Origin of the sequence: Persephonella marina EX-H1 (assembly GCF_000021565.1) — a bacterium.
Lineage (GTDB): Bacteria > Aquificota > Aquificia > Aquificales > Hydrogenothermaceae > Persephonella > Persephonella marina.
Genome location: NC_012440.1, coordinates 367,783 through 383,917, shown reverse-complemented (window position 1 = coordinate 383,917; position 16,135 = coordinate 367,783). Strand labels below are relative to the sequence as shown.

The following is a 16,135-nucleotide window of genomic DNA, read 5'->3' as shown; positions in this document are numbered from 1 at the left end:
GTTATTCTATCATTTTTATCGCTTCTTTTATATTTCTGACCTTTATAACTCCTTCTTCATCAATATCAGAGGATGCCGGGACAAGTATCCTTTCAAAACCGAACCTTTTTGCTTCTTTTATTCTGTGTTCTGTGTAATGGACAGATCTTATCTCACCTGTCAGACCTACCTCACCGAATGCTGCAAGCTTTTCAAAAACAGGTATATCCCTGTAAGATGAGACGACAGCAAGGGCGAGAGGAAGATCAAGGGCAGGCTCTTTAATATACATACCACCTACAACATTTACAAATATATCCCTGTCCTTAAGGAAGATGTTAGCTTCCTTCTCAAGAATGGCTGTGATTATGGAAAGTCTATTTATATCAATACCCTGGGCTTTTCTCTGGGGAACAGCATAAACGGTCTTTGATACAAGAGCCTGTATCTCAATAAGAACAGGTTTTGATCCTTCCGTATATGGGAAGATAACACTTCCAGACTCACCAACAGGTCTCTCTGAAAGAAACAGTGATGAAGGGTTCATAACCTCCTGAAGTCCTCTATCCCCCATTGAGAAAACAGCCATCTCTCCGGCAGCACCGAATCTGTTTTTTATGATCTTTAAAACCCTGTATGCGTGGCCTCTCTCACCTTCAAACTGGGCTACAGTATCAACAATATGCTCAAGAACCTTTGGACCTGCTATACTTCCCTCTTTTGTTACCTGCCCAACAATTATCGTTGATATATTAAAAGATTTAGCTATCTCTGTTATCCTGCCACTGACCTCTCTAACCTGTGATACAGAACCAGCAGCAGACTCAAGCTGTGATGAGTAAACAGTCTGGACAGAGTCAAGAACGATAAAGTCTGGTTTTTCCTGGTTTATAGCATCAATAATAAGCTCAAGATCTGTCTCAGCAAGTACAAGGAGATTATCGCTTAAAGCTCCAATTCTCTCCGCTCTGAGATAAACCTGGTGTGCAGACTCCTCACCAGTTATGTAAAGAACCTTTCTTTCCTTAGATATATTTGAAGAGATCTGTAGAAGAAGTGTTGATTTTCCTATTCCGGGCTCACCTGATACAAGTATGACCTGACCTGTTACTATACCACCACCAAGGGCTTCATCAAGCGTTTTTATTCCTGTTGATATCCTTCTGTAATGTACCTCCTCCCTTGCCTGTTTAATGGGTTTCGGTCTGTGGGTTAAAGCTTTTCTGTCTGATTTCTGTATTTTCTTTCTGCTTACACTTTCCTCAATGAGAGTATTCCAGCTTCCGCAGGATGAGCATCTTCCTGACCATGTAGGAAAGGAAGCCCCACACTCTGAACATACATAAACGGTTTTATTTCTTCCCAATGTCGCTACCTTCTGAATTTTTCTGCCTCTTTCTTTGCTATCCTGTCACAGATCTCATTCTCTCTGTGACCTGCGTGGGCTTTAACCCATATGGGGTTTATCCTGTGTATCTGCATGAGTCTGTATATCTCCTGCCACATATCCTTATGGGCAACATCCTTTTTCTTTGATGTTTTCCAGTTGTTCTTCGCCCAGTTGTGTATCCATTCCTTCATAGCTTTAACAACATATTCCGAATCTGAGTAAAGATCAATCTCACAAGGCTCTTTAAGTATTTTTAATGCTTCAAGAACAGCTTTTATCTCCATCTCATTATTTGTTGTGTTCTCTTTCCCACCCTTTATCATCTTCTCGTGTTTGTTGTATCTGAGGATGGCACACCACCCTCCAGCTCCTGGATTACCAAGTGATGAGCCGTCCGTAAATATCTCAACCTTTTTCATATCACCAGCCTATTATCTCAAAAGTTACAGGTAGTTCTATCGTTAAATCTCCTTTCGGCGGTTTTTTCCCATACTTTCTTGCAAACTCAGGTACATACTTCTCTATAAGCTTCCTCGCCCCTTTATCAAGTACGTTATACCCGCTACTGGATATTATTTTGATGCTATCATTATCAACAGATCCATCTGATAGTATGGTAAACCTTATTATAAGACTTCCTTCTATCCTCAACCTTTTAGCAAGCGGTGGATAAAGATCTCTTTTTCTTGCAAGATTGTTAAGATACATCTCAAGCTCTTTTATGTAAGCAAGTATATCCTCATCGGATACTTCTTCCTCAACCTTTTCCTCTTTTCCGGGCTGGAATATCTCTTCCTTTCCTTCAAGCTTTGACAGATCAAGAACTTCCTCTTCCTTAGGGGAAAACTCAGGAATATCCTCCTCAAAAACGATCTGGTCAATCTCCTCTAAAAGCTCATCTTCCTGGTAAACTATGTCAGGTAAAGCTTTTTTCTCAATCTTTTCAGGCTCTTTTTCAACAATCTTTTCAGGCTTTTTTACAGGTTTTATCACTTCCTTTCTGATCTTCTTTTTTACTACCTTTTTCTCAGGTTTTTTTACAGGTTTTTTAACAACCTTTTTCTTTACTTTTGGTTTAGGTTTTGGCTTTTCTGATTTTTTTGGTATTTTCTTTTCTGACTGGGGGGCTTTCTTCTTTTCTTCCTTAAATTCTGACAGATAAACGTAAATAGGTTTTTCCTCTTCTTTTTCCTTTTTTCTCTCAATTGATATGAGAACCGCAAAAACGGACATATGGAGAAGAACAGAAACTACCAAACCTATGAGAAAATACTTATTAATCTTTTCCGTTTTTATCACCTTAATCCATTCTTTTTGTTTCAATCATATATTTCTCAAGTCCTACCTTACGACAGGTATCTATAATAGACACTACTTTCTGAAATTCAATACTCTGATCTGCCCTGAGAACAACAACAGTATCTTTTCCTTTAAGCTGTTTAAGTTTTTCCTCTAAAAGATCAGGGTTTATCTTTTTATCGTTTATGAAGAGCTCACCTGTTTTAAGAATGGTGATCTCAATTCTTTTTACCTTTATCTCTTTTGGCTCTCCAGTCTCAGCTTTTGGAAGGTTTAAAGGTATCTTTCCTTCTACTATGAATGTTGCTGTTGCCATGAATATAATCAGGACAACTAGAATAATATCAACAAAAGGCGTCATATTTATTTCTGATATCTCTTTGTCATCCTCATCTATAAGTCTCATTACTCTTCAAGCTCCAGAGGTAGATTTTTTTTCTGTTCATAGGTGAGAAGTATCGTTTTTACCTTTCTCACAAAGTAGTTATAGGCGATAACAGCAGGGATCGCCACAAAAAGGCCCATAGCAGTCGCAACAAGTGCTTCTGATATACCCTGCATAACAACCCTCACACCGAACTCAGTTGAGGTCCCAAGATCGTGGAAGGCTTTTATGATACCTAAAACAGTTCCAAAAAGTCCTATAAACGGGGCGTTATTCCCAAATGTTGCAAGAATACCAAGCCTTTTTTCAAGGGCTAACTTCAGTTCTAATGGCTCATAATCAAGCATATTTTCCTGAATCTTTTTTATACTGAGGTATCTCTCAATAACAACAGCGATGGTTATAACACTCATAAGAATAAGAATGTATAGAACAGGGTCTCCCCCTATAAGTGCTATCTTTAAAATGGTCTCCGTTATGTTCATATCTACCTCTTTTTCTTAAATTATATCACTCCTCAATAAGAGTTATTACATCTTCAACAACCTTTTCAACAGGTATATACATCCCTAAGAACTCTTCCCTTATATAACCTTTCTTGTCAACGATCGTCAGTTTTGCTGTATGGTCTATCATCCTGTGCTTTACAGTCTGATCTCCATGTTTCATCTCTGTATAACCTTTATCATTTACATAAACATTTAAAGATCTCCACACCCTTTCAAGACTTTTTCTATCTCCGGTAACAAATACAAAATCTTCAAGGCCCGAAAATCTCTTATAAGATTTAAGTCTTTCTGTATCATCCTCTAAAGGATCAACGGACACAAAAATTATACTGAACATCCCTTTATATCCCCTATTATTTAAAACTGTCTCCACCTCCTTAAGATACGAAAGTATGGTCGGACATACATGGGGACAGGAGGTATATCCATAGGTTATCAGTAAAACCTTTCCTTTAAAATGACTGAAATCAAAAGAATTTCCATCATCCGAGATAAGATCTTTCAAATCAGGAAGTTTTTTCGGAAATCCCTTTAAAGATCCATGAAGATCTGAAGCATAACTGAACATTAAAATAATAAAAAAAACAGGCAGAATTTTTCTCATAAAACCCCTCTCTTTAAAGAGATGTAAATTTTTGTGTTAATTCAACATAAAATTAACACATAAAGGTATGATTTTCAATACGGAAACTGAGGATTACACAAAAATACTCAGATAGCTCCCTTTTTTATAGGAGCTTTCATCCTGATACTTACTGAGTTCTATCCTTGCCTTCATCTCAAGAATAGATGCCTTTGATGCTACAGCCCTGTCCTGGGCTGAAGGGTCTGAAGGGGCAAGGGCGGCTTTTCTTATCTTTCTTGCTATCTGTATTGTTTCTTCAGGTGTTTTTCCCTCCTTTATCCTTATAGGAACTTCTCCTCCTGTTATATAAAGCTTCCCGTCTGGACCTTTTGTATATTTATACCTTACAGGGCCTGTCAGATCTCCCCCAGCAACCTTGTGTGCTGTTTCGTGGGCTTTAACTTTCTGTTCTGTTATCTTTAACTGGTTTATTATCTGCTGTTTTTTTAATCTTTCTATACTGTTTTTCAGGTCTTCCTGTTTGAAAGCTGAATCTAAACCACCAAATCCTATCATCAATAAAAATTTAGATAAATTTTTACTCTGTATCAAGAATCTCTTGTGTGTAAAATAAATATCACCTATTATTTATTACCTAAAAAATCTGAAGAGGTAGTTATGGATAGATTTACAGTTATAGCAGGTCCCTGCGTTATTGAAAATGAGGAAGTATGCTTTAAGGTTGCTGAAACCCTTTCAGAGCTACAGAAAAGATATCCTGATATAAGGTTTGTCTTCAAATCATCATTTGATAAAGCAAACAGAAGCAGTCATGAATCTTTCAGAGGAAGGGGAATGGACTACGGGCTTAAAGTTCTGGAAGAGGTAAAATCAGAGTTTGGACTTCCTGTACTGACGGATATACATGAGAGCTACCAGGCTGAGCCTGTATCTGAAGTTGTAGATATTATACAGATACCCGCATTTCTGTGTAGACAGACAGATCTGTTGCTGTCTGCAGCAAAAACAGGAAGAGAGATAAATGTTAAGAAAGGACAGTTTCTATCCCCATGGGATACAAAAAATATAGTTGAAAAGCTGAAATTCGGTGGAGCGAAAAAATTTTACCTGACTGAAAGGGGTGTTACATTCGGTTACAACAATCTTGTTGTTGATTTTAGAAGCCTGCCTGTTATGAGACAGTTTGCTCCTGTTATATACGACGCGACACACAGCGTTCAGCTTCCCGGTGGAAAAGGAAAATCGTCAGGTGGACAGAGGGAGTTTATATATCCGCTTGCAAAGGCAGCTGTTTCTGTTGGTGTTGATGGGCTTTTCTTTGAGACACATCCAGATCCCGATAAAGCCCTTTCTGACGGACCAAACCAGATACCTCTTTCTGAATTCCCTGAAGTTATAGAGAAACTTATTTCACTGAGGGAGTTTTTACTTGAGAAGGATATTTAATTATCTTACCTTACCCCTGGTATCATTGATTTTATCCTGTGGACTGAAAAGCAGTCCTCTGCCTCCTCTTTCTGACAGGCCAACCCCTGTTTATGGATTAAATGTAAAACAACAGGGTGACAGGTTTGTCATATACTGGAGGTATGATGGCGTCTATGAAGATGGGAGGAAAATGGGTAAGTTTCATTTTGATGTATTTACACTGGATGGAAAGATCAACAGAAAGGTTGAAAGATACGGAAAGATATACTGGACATACTACAGAATAAAGAGTTTCGATAGGGAGTACTGTTTTAAGATAAGGGTTTTTAATGGTAAAAAATACAGTAAGTTTTCCAGATATGTATGTAAATATCCCGAAAAGATATTTCCCGATAGAATATACGATCTTAAAATTCAGATGAAAGAAGGCAGTTTAACCCTTACATGGTTTTCTGAGGAGAATAGATTTAAGATTTACAGATCAAACTCTGAGATAATACCTCCTGTAGAGTATGCGGAACTTAAAAACAAAAACAGTTTTACAGATACAAAGCTTATATATGGAAAGAAGTACTGTTATTACGTAACGGCCTACAACGGTAAGGTAGAGGGCAATCCTTCTGAAACTGTATGTATGCTTTACAGGGATATATTTCCGCCTGATCCACCGAAAAATCCTGAAATAATAAAAAAAGGGGAGGACTACATAATTATATGGACTGAAAGTTCTTCAAAAGATGTGGCAGGATATCTGATCTATAAAAACGGCAAACCTCTGTTAAAAACCCCTGTAAAAACATACTTTTTCATCGATAAATCCTTTAAAAAAGGGGATAAATACGAGATAATCGCTGTTGATAAAGCAGGAAACAGAAGTAAACCTGTTTATCTTATAACAGAGTAATGGACTATTTTAGCCTTCTTAGGCGTATACATAATATTGATAAGTATCCATCCTGTAATAAAACCACCTATATGGGCGTACCATGCAACACCTCCAACGGTTGGTGGAGTTGCAACAGCAAAGAGTACCTGTATCAAGAACCAGTATCCTACAAAAAACCAGGCTGGAAGTATAAATCCAAAGAAGAAAAAAGGTGGTATTATGGTCAGAATTCTCGCCTCAGGGTAAAGTTTTACATATGCAGCCATTATTCCGCTTATAGCCCCTGAAGCACCTATCATTGGAGTAGATATATTCCCAAATGCAAGGCTTATAAATGACTGTGTAACCGCTGCTCCAACACCTGAGAGGATATAAAATATCACAAACTTAAATCTTCCAAGTGCATCCTCAACATTGTTACCGAATATCCATAAAAACAGCATATTCCCAAAAAGATGGGCGAAACTACCGTGAAGAAACATTGATGTAAGTATTTTCTCCCAGTTCAGGTATATGATGTCCACAGGTAAAAGACCAAATTGATGGATAAACCTTATTAGCTCCAGCTCGGGAAGAGAAACCTCATAAAAGAATATAAGGACGTTGATCAGAATAAATGAGACTGTAAGAACAGGCGGTTTATTCGTTGGAATATTGTCTTTTATAGGTATCATCTGTAGTCCTTAAAAAGTTATTATTTAAATATAACCTTATGCAAAAGGATTTACAACATAAAACATAAAAAGGGGGCTTCATTGCGAAGCCCCAGAAATTTGGGGGAGGGWGGGGGGAGGGACATTTAATATAACGAAATTAATATAAGTTGTCAAGTGTTATTAATGTTTTAATGAAGAGGGGCTAAAAGCCCCAAAAGATGATTAATTTCTCATAAGTTCTCTTAACCATATGTACTGATCAGCTGCAGTTGGACCCTGACCTACAACATTCATCCATCCGAGGAAATCAGGAATCCAGTCAAAAACGATATAAGCCACCATAAACAGGATGTAACCAATCCAGAACAACATCCACCATGTTGGAACGGCATCTGTCATATATGTGATCTTATCTACAGCCTTTGTATTTTCAAGATGTGACGCCATCAGTATCTACCTCCTTCTTTTTCTGCTTTTATAATTTTTTCTTCCATCTCTAAAATCTCGTATTTTGGCCCTTCAATATCTTTAAAGTCCCCTTTCATAAATGAGTAGATGAACAGAAAGAGCCATCCAGTTAGAGCAACAACATAAGCTATAACCTCAACAAGGAACCCTTTTAGCTCAGAACCTGACATTCCAGCTTCAAGGTAAGCTACAGTTCTTGTAGCGATAATAGTCCCTACCACGAAAAGGAATATAAAGAGTATAAGTAGGGCTACCGTTTTTTGAGAAACTCTCATCTAACAAACACCTCCATTATGGAGAAATTATTAGGGGGCAAAGCCCCCCTTTAAAATTACTCGGTTGCTTTTGCAAACTCTTCAGCACCAGAGCTGTTTTTAGCAGTTGCAGTTCCAGTTATTCTGAAATCTTTTGGAGGCTTAACTTCCCAGCTTCCAAGCCACATGATGTATGTGAGTATTCCTATACCTCTTTCGTTTGGAACGATATTTCCGTTTTCATCCTTCTCAAAGAACCATGGATATCCAGGCATAACAGTTCCTGGTGATGTTGTCTTAGGATCGTAAAGGTGAGCAACATGCCAGTCAATGTTGTGAACTGCAGCTTCCCTTATAAGATCCTGTCCGATTCTCTTAGTTCCCCAGAGAACAGGTGCCTGAAGTTCGTTCTGGTACTCAGAAGGATAAGAAACTGTGTTAGAAACACCTGGTATACCAAATCTGAGTGTTTCGTTAGAAACAGGTCTTACCATCTGTGAGTGACAGTTCCAGCATCCCTCTGCTACATACCATCTATGTCCAACTTTCAGAGCCTTTGCGAAAGACTCCTCATTTGGCTCACCGTAGTATTTCTTGAACTGCTCAGGATAGTATCTTGCTATCTTCTTAAAGTCTGACCATGCTGATGTATTTTTAGCTATAGCTTCGGCAGCCAGATCCTGTACGGATTTTTTAGGGATATCCTTCAGCACAAACATAGGCAGAGCCCATGAAATAAAGTCAGCAAAAAGGAAGAAGATTATCCCTGCTACCAGAGCTATAAAAGAAAAACGTTCCATCTTACCCATATCTCATTACCTCCTTATGCTTCTCTGAGCTCTGCAGTAAGTCCAGATTTAGCGGTTGCAGTTTTATAGAAGTTTACAGCGTACATGAACAGTCCTGTGAGCATCATAATACCTGTTACAGATCTGAAGTACCAGAATGGTTTAGAGAAGTTTACAGAATCAATCCATGGATTGAGTCCTATCCAGTCAAAACCTACAACAAGACCTGAAGCTGTGAGATCTACGAACATTGCGAATACACCTATCATGAGGAGCCAGTAAACACCTTCAGAGAGTCCTTTTGAGTACATAGTCTCTTTACCGAACAGTCTTGGCCAGACGTACTCCGCCATACCAAGAACCCATAAACCGAAAGTACCGAACATTATAAGGTGAGCGTGACCTGTTACCCAGTCAGTGAAGTGGATTACCTTCTGGAATGTAAGAGTAACGTGGAAAGCACACTGGAAGCATGTGATCCAGTAGAATATAGCACCTGTGTACATATATCTTAATGGAACGTTGTATTTTAGCTGTTCTGCAGATCCTCTAAGTGTCATCATGAAGTTGATGAGAACTGATGTAACAGCGAACTCAACAGCAACCGTAGCGAATACAGCTGAGTACTGAGCGAACATAGGTATTGGTGACCAGAGGAAGTGGTGAACACCGTTCATTGGATAGAAGAACGCAAGTCCCCAGAATCCGAGGAGTGATAATCCGTGAGACCACATAGGTTTTTTCATTATAACAGGTACGAAGTAGTACATAAGACCCCATGCAACAGGTGTAACGTAAAGTCCAATAAGGTCATGAATAAATGTTGACTGAACAGCACCTGCACCAGAACCTACAGCCCAGAATCTTGGGATGAGGTTACCCATGAAAACAACAAGTGGAGTCCAGATTAACATAGCAGCTAAGTACCATCCTGTAACGTAGAGAGGTCCTCTCTGAGAAGCTTTAAACAGTGGAGCACCGAACTGTAAGAGGTGCAGTAAAAGCCAGAACACGATTATTGGGTCAAGCCACCATGGAGTTTCACCCCATTCAACGTTGTCAGCCATTCCGAGGAAGAGGATAGCAACAACTGTTATTAAAACAGCAGCCTGAAGTGCTATGAACATAAACCATCCAAGTGCATCACTGAGAACTCTGTAACCTGTAAATCTTGGAACAGCCCAGTAGAGCAGACCTGTGAACATGTTAACAAGGAATCCATAAGCAGCCCCGGCTGTGTGTATCATTCTAACCCTTCCAGGAGATAAGAACTCAATTCCTGGAAATGGATATATACCATCAAGCTGGAGTGAGTATAAGAATCCCATTAAAGCAACGATGATAAAGAATATAAGACCCATCGCAACATGGGCTTTGACTAACCCATAGTTGACCAGGTTTTGCAGTTGTGTATTGTTCTCTGCCATTTTTAACCCTCCTTATTATTTACCTTTGTTCATCAGGTAAGCGATGTAAGAAACAAGATGCCATCTGTCTTCTTCTGAGAGATAGTTGAACGCTGGCATTGGAGATCCTTCAAGTCCTACAGTAAGAACTCTGAATGTGTCCTCAGGTTTTGGACCAGCAGCTCTAACAGGGTATGTAAGATCTGTAGGAGGAACTGGCAGTGTTGATGCTAAAGGACCATCACCTTCTCCTTTTTCGCCGTGACATGATGTACAGTTTGTAGCGTAAAGTTCTTTACCTTTCTGTATAGATTCTGGAGAACCGAACCAGTCTGGTCTGTGAATGCTTCCATAAACAGATTTTCCAGGTTTTTCCTTCTCCCATCTGTCAGAAAAAGTTTTGATATAAGCTATAACAGCTCTTTTCTGAACTTCAGGTACGAGCTTGAAAGATGGCATTGGAGTTTGAGGAATACCCCAGTTTAATACATGCATTAGATCGTCATCAGTTGGAAGTGTACCCTCAGGTGTAGATTTCCATCTGAATACAGCTGTGTGGAAGTTTGGTGGTTTGTTTTTGAAGAATTTTGCTGCTTCACTATTTCCATCTCCATTAACACCATGACATCCCACACAGAATTTGTTGTAAACCTTTCTCCCTGCTTCTTCTTCTGCCGTCAGCTCTGCTGTTCTCTTAGCCTGTGCTGGCTTTGAGGAGTAAACATGCAACAGACCATAGATAAACAGCGCCGGGAAGAAGAAGAACAGCACCCATTTAACGGCTGTGTTTTCTCCCATAAGGTTACCTCCTAAAATTGATTTAAGTCAAAAATTTATGATTTAAATCATCATTCTATAAACAGATTACTCCAAAGGCAAGATTTTAATTTTTCGGGATTTTCACAGAAAATTAACATGATTTCCCCTCTCCATATTCCTGCCTTTGTGTTATAGCAATCTCTGCAGCTTTATCTTTATATCGTAAAAATTATAATATTCATTATATTTAATATGCAATTTCTGTAAATAATCGACAAGATAGCCAGTTGCAAAAATTATATCACTATAAAGGGCTCCATCCAAGTCCGTTATACCGTCTCCTATATAAATCAGGCTGTTTTTATCTTTATAATTCTTTAGTATATAGGGCTTACATATGCCGCAGTGTCTTTTGCAGAGTGAGTTACATTTATATATGAAATCAACATCTATATAATTACCTGAGAAGATACCCCTGTTGGAGTATATCTTCGTGATCAGATCCATATAAGGTTCCATAATAGGATATATGTAAAAATCAACACCACCACTGAGGATAATGAAAGGTATATTCCTTTTCTTCAGAAATAAAAGAAAATCCTCAAAACCATCTCTTAACTTTACATTTTCTTTGCACCACTGGACTATCTCGTCCTTTTTCTCAGATGGTATAAGATTGAACATCTTTTTTATTCCTAGATCAACATCTATCACACCTGTCATAAGGTCTGAGTGGATCTTTTTCCATTCTTCAGGGGCAAACTGTTCCATAATAGAGATGATCACATCTCTCTGCGTGATTGTTCCATCAAAATCAGAAAATACAGCGGGATCTTTCAATGACTCCCCCATTTTGACAGAGCCAGATCAAGATCTCTACTCTTTTTTCTGCACTCATCAAGTGATATACCTTTAATTACGCAATCTAAAGCCTCCCTAAATGCCCTTACTCCAGCTTGAAGTCCCTCTGGATGATTGTAATAACTTTCCTCTATATTGATTATCACCTGATTTCCAAACTCCCTGTATATATCCGGGATATCTGAGGGTTTTGTATAACCTGAAAGCATGGGAAACACTGGTTTTATATTTTCCCATCTATCTGTAGCCTCTCTTATAAGCTCATACACCCTGCTCAGTGTGTATCTATTTTCGTTAAACGGTGATGGTATATTAAGAATATCAGCACCTGACAGTCTTAAAAGCTTCACAAAAACCTGTCCTTCAAGATATCTATTGCTGAAAACGCTACCTGAAACCGCAAGTATTCCTTCAGTTCCATCTGAAAGTGATCTTAAAAATTCCATACCATACGGATCTATATCTATATGAAAGCCGTGTATACCAATACTTTCAGCAAATCTTGCTTTTTCAAATACCTCTCCAACACTTCCTGTTAGAACAGGAATATAGATTATCTTTCTCCCTGTATCTTTCTCTATCTGTTCAGCTTTTTTCAGGCAAAGCTCAACCCTTTTATCAAATGGAATAAGTCTGTCATCTATAAAGGATGTATCCTCTATAACAATATCAACACCGTTTACAGCTAACTTTTCAAATAGATCTACATATACTTCAGGACCAACACCTACGAAAGGAAAAATATGTCCTGCAATAACAGGTTCATGTTCAATCTCTAAAATCCTTTTGATCCTGTCAGTTCCATACTTTGGACCGGAGAAATGATCTGTATAGCATGATGGAATATCTATGTTTACTATAACGATCTCATCCTCACCTGAATGTGCAGTAACCTTTCTAAGAATACTGATTATGGAAGAGATGTTGTGTTCAAAAAGTACAATCGGAAATCCTATCTTGAATATATACTCATATATTTTTCTACTCTCATCATAAAAAATGTCTGTCTCCACTAATTGAGGAAGATATTTTTTATCCGTTAAATTTTTTCCGTTGAAGATTGATATACTCTCCAGAAATCTGTTTATATAATCTGGACCTTTATCCTTTTTTGATCTGAGAATATAAGTCGCCTCAATAAAATTCATAACAGGCACCACAGTTTTTATTTATTAAATTTAATGTCCTGTTTTAAATTAATCTACTTACTCCTTAACCTCTTTTATAACCTCGTAAACTTCAACAACAGGAAATGTTGTAAACCACTCTTTTGGTGGTGGTTCCTCATGTGCCTTTTTGAATGCTTCGCTTTCTGTAAATCTTATAAAATCCTCCTCACTTTCCCAGTATGTTTCTATAATAAAAACATCATTAGGAGGCATACCCTCAAAATTTTTAGGTTCAAGAACATTCATCTTTATAAAGCCTTTCTGTCCCTTTATCCCTTTTTCTCCAAAGCCTTCTATAGCTCTTTTCTTGAAATCCTCCCTGTGTTTTGGATTAACGAAGAACTTTGTCATAATTACTATCATTTACGAAACCTCCTGTCCGTTTTTTATTCCACTAAGTCTTAGTAATGCATCTATATCAGGCTCTCTTCCTGCAAAATTTCTAAAAAGCTGATCTGCAGGTCTGCTTCCACCTTTTGAGAGTATTTCTGTATAAAAACTCTCTGATAGCTCATCGTTGTATATACCGTTATCTATGAACATAAAGTAAGCGTCAGCTGAAAGAACCTCAGCCCATTTGTAGCTGTAGTATCCTGCAGCATACCCACCGGCAAATATATGGCTGAAAGACCACTGGAACTTATTGTAAGAAGGAGGTTTAATAACAGAAACCTCTTCCCTGACCTGATCCAGTATCTTCTGAACATCCTCTGCTGTATACCTGTCAAGATGTATAAGCATATCAAAAAGTGCAAACTCAAGCTGTCTTACCATAGCAAGTGCAGACTGGAAGTTTTTAGCATTTTTCAGCCTGTCCATCATCTCTTCAGGCATGGGCTCTCCGGTTCTGTAATGTTTTGCAAAAAGCTTTAAAACTTCCCTGTCATAGGCAAACTTCTCAAAGAACTGTGAAGGAAACTCAACAGCGTCCCACTCAACACCTGCTATCCCGCTTACAAATGGTTCCTTTACTTCACTCAAAAGATGGTGTAGAGCGTGTCCCATCTCATGGAATAAGGTCTCAACATCGTAAGGTCTGAGAAGTGATGGATTTTTGTCTGTAGATGGTGAGAAGTTGGCAACAATAAATGCAACAGGTGGGATTATATTACCTTTTTCGTCTTCATGGTGGGATACCCACTCATCCATCCATGCACCATCTCTCTTTCCTTCTCTCGCCTCAAGATCAAGATAGAGCCTTCCTATTAACGATCCTTTTCTGTAAATATGGTAAACATCAACTGTCTCATCCCAAACAGGAACATCTACCTTTTCAAAATCAAGCTTTAAAAATCTGTTCAGGAATTTAAAAAGTCCTTCAACCACACTGTTTTTCTCAAAGTAAGGCTTGTACTCTTCATCATCAACGTTAAACTTTTCTTTCTTCAGTTTTTCGCTGTAGTATGCAAAATCGTAAGCCTGAACATCGTCTTTAAGACCAAGATCTTTTACAAACTCATTAAGTTCCTCATACTCTCTTTCTGCTTGGGGTCTGCTCTTTCTTGCAAGCTCTCTGAGAAAATCTATAACCTGCTGTGGTGATTTTGCCATCTTTGTTGCCAGTGAAAGCTCAGCATAGTTTTTAAAACCTAAAATTCTTGCCTTTTCATACCTAAGGCTCAGTATCTCCTCAAGTATCTTCTCATTTTCAGGTGCTCTAGTAACATAGGCTCTGTAGAGCTGCTCCCTTTTCTCCCTGTTTGATCCATAGGTCATATAGGCTATATAACTTGGCTGGTGAAGTGTAAATCTGTAGACCTCTCTGCCATCTCTTTCTATTTTTGCGTTATCCTTTTCTATCTCTGGGAGCTCCTTTACATCATCAGGATCTTCAATTATCATCTCGTAACTGTCGGTTGCGTTGAGTATATTCTGGGCAAAGCTGTTCTGGAGCTGTGATAGCTTAATATTTATATCTTTTATCTTTTTCCTCTCATCTTCAGGAAGACCCACACCTGAAAGCTCAAAATCCCTTATAAGATCCTGAAGAACCTTTTTCTGTTCCTGATTGAGTGTGTCCTTCTCATTCTCATATATCTGTTTAAAAGCTCTGTAAAGCCTCTCATCCTGAGAAATAGATGTATGGTACTCTGTAAGAGCGGGAAGTACAGATGTATAAGCTTCCTGTGTCTTTTCTGAGTTCTTTACGTAATTCAGATGTGATATAGGGCTGAAAAGCCAGCCTAACTTCTCCTGAAGTAACTGGTATGGTCTCACAAAGTTTTTATAGGTTTTATCCTTAATCTCCAATAACTTCTCTATCTCTTTTTTATTTTCCTCTATCTGTTTTAAAACAGCCTCTTTCTGCTGATCTATATTTTCGTCCGATACTGTAAACTCAGGAAACATTCATACCTCCTTTATCTTTATTTTATGGGCTTTACCAACAAGCTGGAGGAAATGGTCATAACCTTTTTTGTCAAGATGTTCCTTTAAGCCCTTTATAACCTTTAATGGTGAGTAAGGATCATAAAAGTTTGCTGTTCCTATCTGAACAGAAACAGCTCCTGCAAGTATATGCTGGAGAGCATCCTGAGCTGTAGTTATTCCACCTACCCCAATAATAGGAACAGATGAGCCGTACTTTTCATAGACCTGGTATATCATTCTGACAGCAACAGGAAGTATAGCAGGCCCTGAAAGACCACCTGTCCTCATACCGATAATAGGCTCTTCTTTATCAATATCTATAGCCATACCGAGAAGTGTGTTTATAAGAACAAGGCCGTCAGCACCTGCCTCAACTGAGGCTGTCGCTGTGTCTAAAATATCTGTGATATTTGGACTCAGCTTAACAAGAAGAGGCTTTTCCATTACCTGCTTCAGTCTATAAACGAGATTGAAAAGTGTTTCTGGATCAGAACCAAAGGCTATTCCACCTTTTTTCACGTTTGGACATGAGACGTTAAGCTCAAGTAGATCAACCCCATCAGCTTTATTTAAAACTTCTGCTACTTTCAGATACTCATCCTCGTCCTCACCAAAAACATTTGCAACTATAACCGTGTCGTACTCCCTTAACTGAGGAAGTATATTTTTGATGAAGTACTCAACCCCGGGATTCTGGAGACCTATTGAGTTAAGCATACCACATGGTGTCTCAACTATTCTCTGAGGTGGATTTCCTTCCCTTGGCCTGTAGGAAAGGCCCTTTACAACAACAGCACCAAGCTCTGATATATCGTAAAGGTTCTGGGCAACCTCAAGACCGTAGGAAAAACAGCCTGAAGCAGTCCATACAGGGTTTTTAAACTTTATACCAAAAAGTTCATAAGAAAGTGGGTCTTTAAGTGGAACAGCTTTACCTTCCAA

General features: G+C 38.5%; 20 protein-coding genes. 2 read left to right on the top strand and 18 right to left on the bottom strand.

All coding sequences use genetic code 11. The features are described 5' to 3' along the window. Position 1: 1 nt before the first annotated feature. The 7 genes from radA to PERMA_RS02075 form a co-directional block, all read right to left on the bottom strand. On the bottom strand, positions 2 to 1,345 hold the full coding sequence (gene radA / locus PERMA_RS02105) for a DNA repair protein RadA (RefSeq protein ID WP_012675556.1): 1,344 nt from the start codon (positions 1,343 to 1,345) through the stop codon (positions 2 to 4). 5 nt (positions 1,346 to 1,350) lie between these two features. After that, positions 1,351 to 1,788: a ribonuclease HI gene (gene rnhA, locus PERMA_RS02100; RefSeq protein ID WP_012675910.1), complete on the bottom strand. Its 438-nt coding sequence runs from the start codon at positions 1,786 to 1,788 to the stop codon at positions 1,351 to 1,353. Position 1,789: 1 nt separating this feature from the next. Further along, positions 1,790 to 2,692 (bottom strand): energy transducer TonB, encoded by a 903-nt coding sequence (locus tag PERMA_RS02095; protein ID WP_049756060.1) that lies wholly within the window; start codon positions 2,690 to 2,692, stop codon positions 1,790 to 1,792. Next, complete coding sequence (locus PERMA_RS02090) at positions 2,670 to 3,074, bottom strand: ExbD/TolR family protein (protein ID WP_012676666.1); 405 nt, start codon at positions 3,072 to 3,074, stop codon at positions 2,670 to 2,672. Before PERMA_RS02090 ends, PERMA_RS02095 begins: the two co-directional genes overlap by 23 nt. Beyond that, positions 3,074 to 3,538 (bottom strand): MotA/TolQ/ExbB proton channel family protein, encoded by a 465-nt coding sequence (locus tag PERMA_RS02085; protein WP_012675203.1) that lies wholly within the window; start codon positions 3,536 to 3,538, stop codon positions 3,074 to 3,076. The genes PERMA_RS02090 and PERMA_RS02085 overlap by 1 nt, the downstream gene beginning before the upstream one ends. 25 nt (positions 3,539 to 3,563) lie before the next feature. Continuing rightward, positions 3,564 to 4,166 carry an SCO family protein gene (locus tag PERMA_RS02080; RefSeq protein ID WP_012676363.1) on the bottom strand — a complete coding sequence of 201 codons (603 nt, stop codon included), beginning with the start codon at positions 4,164 to 4,166 and terminating at the stop codon, positions 3,564 to 3,566. Between the two features lie 93 nt (positions 4,167 to 4,259). Continuing rightward, positions 4,260 to 4,739: a putative metalloprotease CJM1_0395 family protein gene (locus tag PERMA_RS02075; protein WP_238527225.1), complete on the bottom strand. Its 480-nt coding sequence runs from the start codon at positions 4,737 to 4,739 to the stop codon at positions 4,260 to 4,262. 66 nt (positions 4,740 to 4,805) lie between these two features. Here PERMA_RS02075 and kdsA point away from each other — a divergent pair, with 66 nt between their 5' ends. Beyond that, positions 4,806 to 5,594 carry a 3-deoxy-8-phosphooctulonate synthase gene (gene kdsA, locus PERMA_RS02070; protein ID WP_012676505.1) on the top strand — a complete coding sequence of 263 codons (789 nt, stop codon included), beginning with the start codon at positions 4,806 to 4,808 and terminating at the stop codon, positions 5,592 to 5,594. A 172-nt stretch (positions 5,595 to 5,766) separates the two neighbouring features. Continuing rightward, positions 5,767 to 6,480 carry a fibronectin type III domain-containing protein gene (locus PERMA_RS02065; protein WP_148206399.1) on the top strand — a complete coding sequence of 238 codons (714 nt, stop codon included), beginning with the start codon at positions 5,767 to 5,769 and terminating at the stop codon, positions 6,478 to 6,480. On the opposite strand, the gene PERMA_RS02060 is transcribed toward PERMA_RS02065, so the two are convergent. The 11 genes from PERMA_RS02060 to PERMA_RS02010 form a co-directional block, all read right to left on the bottom strand. Further along, positions 6,462 to 7,136, bottom strand: coding sequence for a rhomboid family intramembrane serine protease (locus tag PERMA_RS02060; RefSeq protein WP_015898868.1), 675 nt, complete (start codon positions 7,134 to 7,136; stop codon positions 6,462 to 6,464). The two genes, PERMA_RS02065 and PERMA_RS02060, sit on opposite strands and share 19 nt — an antisense overlap. A 204-nt stretch (positions 7,137 to 7,340) precedes the next feature. Further along, positions 7,341 to 7,565: a hypothetical protein gene (locus PERMA_RS02055; protein ID WP_012675391.1), complete on the bottom strand. Its 225-nt coding sequence runs from the start codon at positions 7,563 to 7,565 to the stop codon at positions 7,341 to 7,343. Further along, positions 7,565 to 7,861 (bottom strand): hypothetical protein, encoded by a 297-nt coding sequence (locus PERMA_RS02050; protein WP_012676204.1) that lies wholly within the window; start codon positions 7,859 to 7,861, stop codon positions 7,565 to 7,567. Before PERMA_RS02050 ends, PERMA_RS02055 begins: the two co-directional genes overlap by 1 nt. 56 nt (positions 7,862 to 7,917) lie before the next feature. Next, a complete protein-coding gene (locus PERMA_RS02045) occupies positions 7,918 to 8,649 on the bottom strand; it encodes a cbb3-type cytochrome c oxidase subunit II (protein WP_012675628.1) in 732 nt (243 codons plus the stop codon). 14 nt (positions 8,650 to 8,663) lie between these two features. Further along, on the bottom strand, positions 8,664 to 10,055 hold the full coding sequence (locus PERMA_RS02040; protein ID WP_012676603.1) for a cbb3-type cytochrome c oxidase subunit I: 1,392 nt from the start codon (positions 10,053 to 10,055) through the stop codon (positions 8,664 to 8,666). Between the two features lie 15 nt (positions 10,056 to 10,070). Continuing rightward, positions 10,071 to 10,832: a c-type cytochrome gene (locus tag PERMA_RS02035; protein ID WP_012676023.1), complete on the bottom strand. Its 762-nt coding sequence runs from the start codon at positions 10,830 to 10,832 to the stop codon at positions 10,071 to 10,073. A gap of 150 nt (positions 10,833 to 10,982) precedes the next feature. Further along, a complete protein-coding gene (locus PERMA_RS02030; protein ID WP_012675534.1) occupies positions 10,983 to 11,633 on the bottom strand; it encodes an MtnX-like HAD-IB family phosphatase in 651 nt (216 codons plus the stop codon). Further along, complete coding sequence (locus PERMA_RS02025; RefSeq protein ID WP_012676081.1) at positions 11,630 to 12,802, bottom strand: RuBisCO large subunit C-terminal-like domain-containing protein; 1,173 nt, start codon at positions 12,800 to 12,802, stop codon at positions 11,630 to 11,632. The genes PERMA_RS02030 and PERMA_RS02025 overlap by 4 nt, the downstream gene beginning before the upstream one ends. A 57-nt stretch (positions 12,803 to 12,859) precedes the next feature. Then, complete coding sequence (locus PERMA_RS02020; protein WP_012676473.1) at positions 12,860 to 13,186, bottom strand: antibiotic biosynthesis monooxygenase family protein; 327 nt, start codon at positions 13,184 to 13,186, stop codon at positions 12,860 to 12,862. After that, entirely contained in the window at positions 13,187 to 15,172 is a 1,986-nt protein-coding gene (locus tag PERMA_RS02015; protein WP_012675653.1) for a M3 family metallopeptidase, read from the bottom strand. It abuts the gene before it with no gap. Beyond that, the gene (locus PERMA_RS02010; protein WP_012676527.1) at positions 15,173 to 16,135 is read right to left on the bottom strand and encodes a dihydroorotate dehydrogenase; all 963 of its coding nucleotides are present in this window, start codon (positions 16,133 to 16,135) and stop codon (positions 15,173 to 15,175) included. It abuts the gene before it with no gap.

Bases quoted from the DNA above. Each gene is read 5' to 3' on its own strand.
- PERMA_RS02085 (WP_012675203.1), bottom strand. From the start codon at position 3,538: ATGAACATAACGGAGACCATTTTAAAGATAGCACTTATAGGGGGAGAC.
- PERMA_RS02025 (WP_012676081.1), bottom strand. From the start codon at position 12,802: ATGAATTTTATTGAGGCGACTTATATTCTCAGATCAAAAAAGGATAAA.
- PERMA_RS02035 (WP_012676023.1), bottom strand. From the start codon at position 10,832: ATGGGAGAAAACACAGCCGTTAAATGGGTGCTGTTCTTCTTCTTCCCG.
- PERMA_RS02080 (WP_012676363.1), bottom strand. From the start codon at position 4,166: ATGAGAAAAATTCTGCCTGTTTTTTTTATTATTTTAATGTTCAGTTAT.
- rnhA (WP_012675910.1), bottom strand. From the start codon at position 1,788: ATGAAAAAGGTTGAGATATTTACGGACGGCTCATCACTTGGTAATCCA.
- PERMA_RS02050 (WP_012676204.1), bottom strand. From the start codon at position 7,861: ATGAGAGTTTCTCAAAAAACGGTAGCCCTACTTATACTCTTTATATTC.
- PERMA_RS02020 (WP_012676473.1), bottom strand. From the start codon at position 13,186: ATGATAGTAATTATGACAAAGTTCTTCGTTAATCCAAAACACAGGGAG.
- PERMA_RS02065 (WP_148206399.1), top strand. From the start codon at position 5,767: ATGGGTAAGTTTCATTTTGATGTATTTACACTGGATGGAAAGATCAAC.
- PERMA_RS02090 (WP_012676666.1), bottom strand. From the start codon at position 3,074: ATGAGACTTATAGATGAGGATGACAAAGAGATATCAGAAATAAATATG.
- kdsA (WP_012676505.1), top strand. From the start codon at position 4,806: ATGGATAGATTTACAGTTATAGCAGGTCCCTGCGTTATTGAAAATGAG.
- PERMA_RS02040 (WP_012676603.1), bottom strand. From the start codon at position 10,055: ATGGCAGAGAACAATACACAACTGCAAAACCTGGTCAACTATGGGTTA.
- PERMA_RS02055 (WP_012675391.1), bottom strand. From the start codon at position 7,565: ATGGCGTCACATCTTGAAAATACAAAGGCTGTAGATAAGATCACATAT.
- PERMA_RS02045 (WP_012675628.1), bottom strand. From the start codon at position 8,649: ATGGGTAAGATGGAACGTTTTTCTTTTATAGCTCTGGTAGCAGGGATA.
- PERMA_RS02060 (WP_015898868.1), bottom strand. From the start codon at position 7,136: ATGATACCTATAAAAGACAATATTCCAACGAATAAACCGCCTGTTCTT.
- PERMA_RS02015 (WP_012675653.1), bottom strand. From the start codon at position 15,172: ATGTTTCCTGAGTTTACAGTATCGGACGAAAATATAGATCAGCAGAAA.